Source organism: Mesorhizobium sp. M1A.F.Ca.IN.020.06.1.1 (assembly GCF_004023265.1).
In the GTDB taxonomy this organism is placed as follows: Bacteria; Pseudomonadota; Alphaproteobacteria; order Rhizobiales; family Rhizobiaceae; genus Mesorhizobium.
Window position 1 is genome coordinate 1 of sequence record NZ_RZSR01000766.1, and the last position, 2948, is coordinate 2948.

At 59.1% G+C, this 2948-nt stretch carries 3 protein-coding genes; 1 reads left to right on the top strand and 2 read right to left on the bottom strand.

Features of this window, described 5'->3' with window-relative positions:
- Both EOA60_RS26565 and EOA60_RS39765 read right to left on the bottom strand, forming a co-directional pair.
- Positions 1 to 320, bottom strand: a 320-nt coding sequence (locus tag EOA60_RS26565; RefSeq protein ID WP_164899548.1) for a hypothetical protein, incomplete at its 3' end; no start/stop codon positions are given.
- Positions 321 to 376: 56 nt separating this feature from the next.
- Positions 377 to 655, bottom strand: a complete 279-nt coding sequence (locus tag EOA60_RS39765; protein WP_063169289.1) for an AlpA family phage regulatory protein — start codon at positions 653 to 655, stop codon at positions 377 to 379.
- A 975-nt stretch (positions 656 to 1630) separates the two neighbouring features.
- On the opposite strand from EOA60_RS39765, the gene EOA60_RS26575 reads away from it, so the two are divergent.
- The coding region (locus tag EOA60_RS26575) for a KUP/HAK/KT family potassium transporter (protein ID WP_128312149.1) at positions 1631 to 2948 on the top strand (1318 nt) is incomplete at its 3' end.

Sequence of the window (2948 nt, forward strand, 5' to 3'; positions counted from 1 at the left end):
CTCCCCTCATTCCCATCGGACGCATTCATCGCCATATCGCGCGGGTCCAGATAGCCTTCGAATGCGGATTCTGCAAAAGGACCTGCCAGACACGCAACTATCTCTTGGATCGCTTCATCGCGTTGGAAATGTCGATCCATATCGTTCTCGAAAATCGGCTTTAGCTCCGAGGTGAATCCTTGCGCTGAATAGAAAACCGTGCCTTCGACAAAACCACCGCACTCTCCGTCACCGGCGTCGGGGTAAATACTAACACTTGAGAAAGCAGGGAGTTCACGGTCGTCGTCGAACATCTGACGGTGCAAAACGATGGCGGCCACCGCGTGCCCGGCTTCGTGATGCGCCACAGACGGGAGAAGATATTGGGAGGCTACATTCATGCGGTGCGGCTCTCAGATCTAGTTTCCATCCAAGCCCTGATATCGGATTCAAGCCATGCGACTCGGCCGGGGGAGATGCGACGCCGCTTAGGGAACAGGCCTGCCTTCAGAGTCGCGCGGTCGCGCTCGAACTGCGTTCCACTGAAGTGCTTCAGGGTCTTTGCCGACTGGCCGGCGGCCCAGGCAAGTGCCCGCTCGCCTTCCACATCTTCAAGCCAAAGATAGAGATCGTCGTCGGGAGCATCCAGCGTTGGACGGACATCAAATGCGTTCATGTCCGGACAGCCTTCAGAAAGAAGGGATAGAGGCTTCCGTTTGATCGGGAACGCTTAGTGTTGGTAGCGGCGCCCACATGTTCGAAAAGCGTGATCATTGATGAGTTCTTCCAGTCGGTGCGGCATCGCAGTGCTTTTGCGCATAGGACCGCAATTGTCGTGCCAACTGGGAAAATCGTTTCGGAACAACGTGATCGCTCTGGCAGCGTTGTGTCAGATGTCCGACATCGTCGAGAATCCGACAACGAGTGCTCCTCCTAATCACCGGATCAACCTCCGGCGCCAGTCGGTGACACCGCATTCCTCTGTCTTTCCAGGAGACGGCGTGGACATCAATGCCGTTCCTCACCGAACCCGCCTCCTAGCCCTTCGCCCATACGTCACGGCCGCCCCCCGGTTTGGCTTCAACCTGAAGGATTACGGCGTCCTCTTCGCAGAGAAGATCGGGTTGTTCGTGGCGCGCGCAGCGGAGCCCAAGGAGCTTTTCTGGGTTGCGGATACTGGCATGTCGATATTACGACCGTGTGTCCTTCGACAAGCTTGGTGGCTTCTTCAACCAGAATCTCGCCGCGGAGATCGAATCGTTATCTGCGCCGCAAAGTGCGGCCGGTGAGCGGCGTGGCCCTGCGTTCCAGTTGGCCACGGTCCTCGCTGGGACGAGCAAGTAAATGGCTTGCGCAGCAACGGTGCGATCACACCTGGAGCACGGCGTCATCAGGAAAGCGCCATCCTTGTGCGCCCACGACACCCTGGTCGCCATCGGCCGCATCGCGGGGGGGCACTGTGGGCGATAACCATTCATTGATCTGGGCGATTGAGGGTTCTGCCGGGGCGCTATTGCTGCTCGGTAGGGCTGCGGGCTGGCGAGTCTACCAAGGCGAGCAACGACAGGCGAGACGGCAGACATTACGTGACGGAACTTGATATTGCAGTGCAGCAAGCGTAGAGCACCGCGCGCTTATCGGAGTGTCGTCCATGGCCCTTACCAATGCTGGTAACGAGGCAGAACCTGTCGAACAATCGAGCCATTCTGAGGTCGAGCAGCACAGCACCAAGGCGCTGATGTTGGGCGCACTAGGTGTCGTTTATGGCGATATAGGCACCAGCCCGATCTATGCATTTCGCGAGGCGTTGCATGCATCAGCGGGTGGCAACGTCGCCAGCCGTGGCGACATCCTCGGCGTACTCTCGCTGATCATCTGGTCCCTGACGATCACCGTGACGATCAAATACATCATGTTCGTGCTCCGCGCCGACAATCGAGGCGAGGGCGGAGTGCTGTCGCTTATGGCGCTGGCGCGCAACAGTTTCCCGACCTGCTCTGCGGTGATCCTCGGCATCGGCATCGGCATCGGCATCGTCGGCGCGGCGCTTTTTTTTGGCGACGCCGTCATTACGCCGGCAATCTCGGTACTGTCGGCGGTCGAAGGTATGAATGTCGTCACGCCGACGTTCCAGCCCTATGTGGTGCCGCTGACACTGGCCATCCTGGCGATCGTGTTTGCGGTACAGCGGTTTGGCACCGGCGGCGTAGGATTGGTGTTCGGACCCGTTACCGCGCTGTGGTTCCTGGCCATCGGCCTTTCCGGGCTCAACCACATCATGGACGACCCGGAAATCCTGCTGGCAATCAGCCCGCATTACATCGTGTCGTTCCTGGTCAACTCGCCTGACGTCGCCTTCGTTACGGTTGGTGCAGTCTTCCTCGCCGTCACCGGAGCCGAGGCGCTCTACGCCGACCTCGGCCATTTCGGCCGCAAGCCGATCGTGCTCGCCTGGCTGGCGATCGTGTTCCCTTGTCTGTTGCTCAATTATGTCGGGCAAGGCGCCTTCGTGCTGGCAAATGGCGGCGTTGTCGGTCATCCGTTCTTCGAGATGAACCAGGGCTGGACGCTTATTCCGATGGTCGTGCTTGCCACGGCGGCGACCGTGATCGCCTGCCAGGCGGTGATCTCCGGCGCCTTTTCGCTGACCAGGCAAGCGGTACAGCTCAACATGCTGCCGCGTTTCGTCATCCAGCACACGTCGGAAAAACAGTCGGGCCAGATCTATCTGCCGCGCATCAACCTGATGCTGGCGCTGGTGGTGATGCTGCTGGTGGTCGGCTTCGGCGAATCCAGCCGGCTGGCCTCGGCCTACGGTATTTCGGTGACCGGCAATATGCTGGTGACGAACATACTGCTTTTTGTTGTGATGACGCGCATCTGGAAATGGCCGCTCGGCGTCGCGATAGCCTTAATGGCGGTGTTCGTCTTCATCGATACCGGCTTCTTTGCAGCTAACATCGTCAAGG

Bases quoted from the DNA above. Each gene is read 5' to 3' on its own strand.
- EOA60_RS39765 (WP_063169289.1), bottom strand. From the start codon at position 655: ATGAACGCATTTGATGTCCGTCCAACGCTGGATGCTCCCGACGACGAT.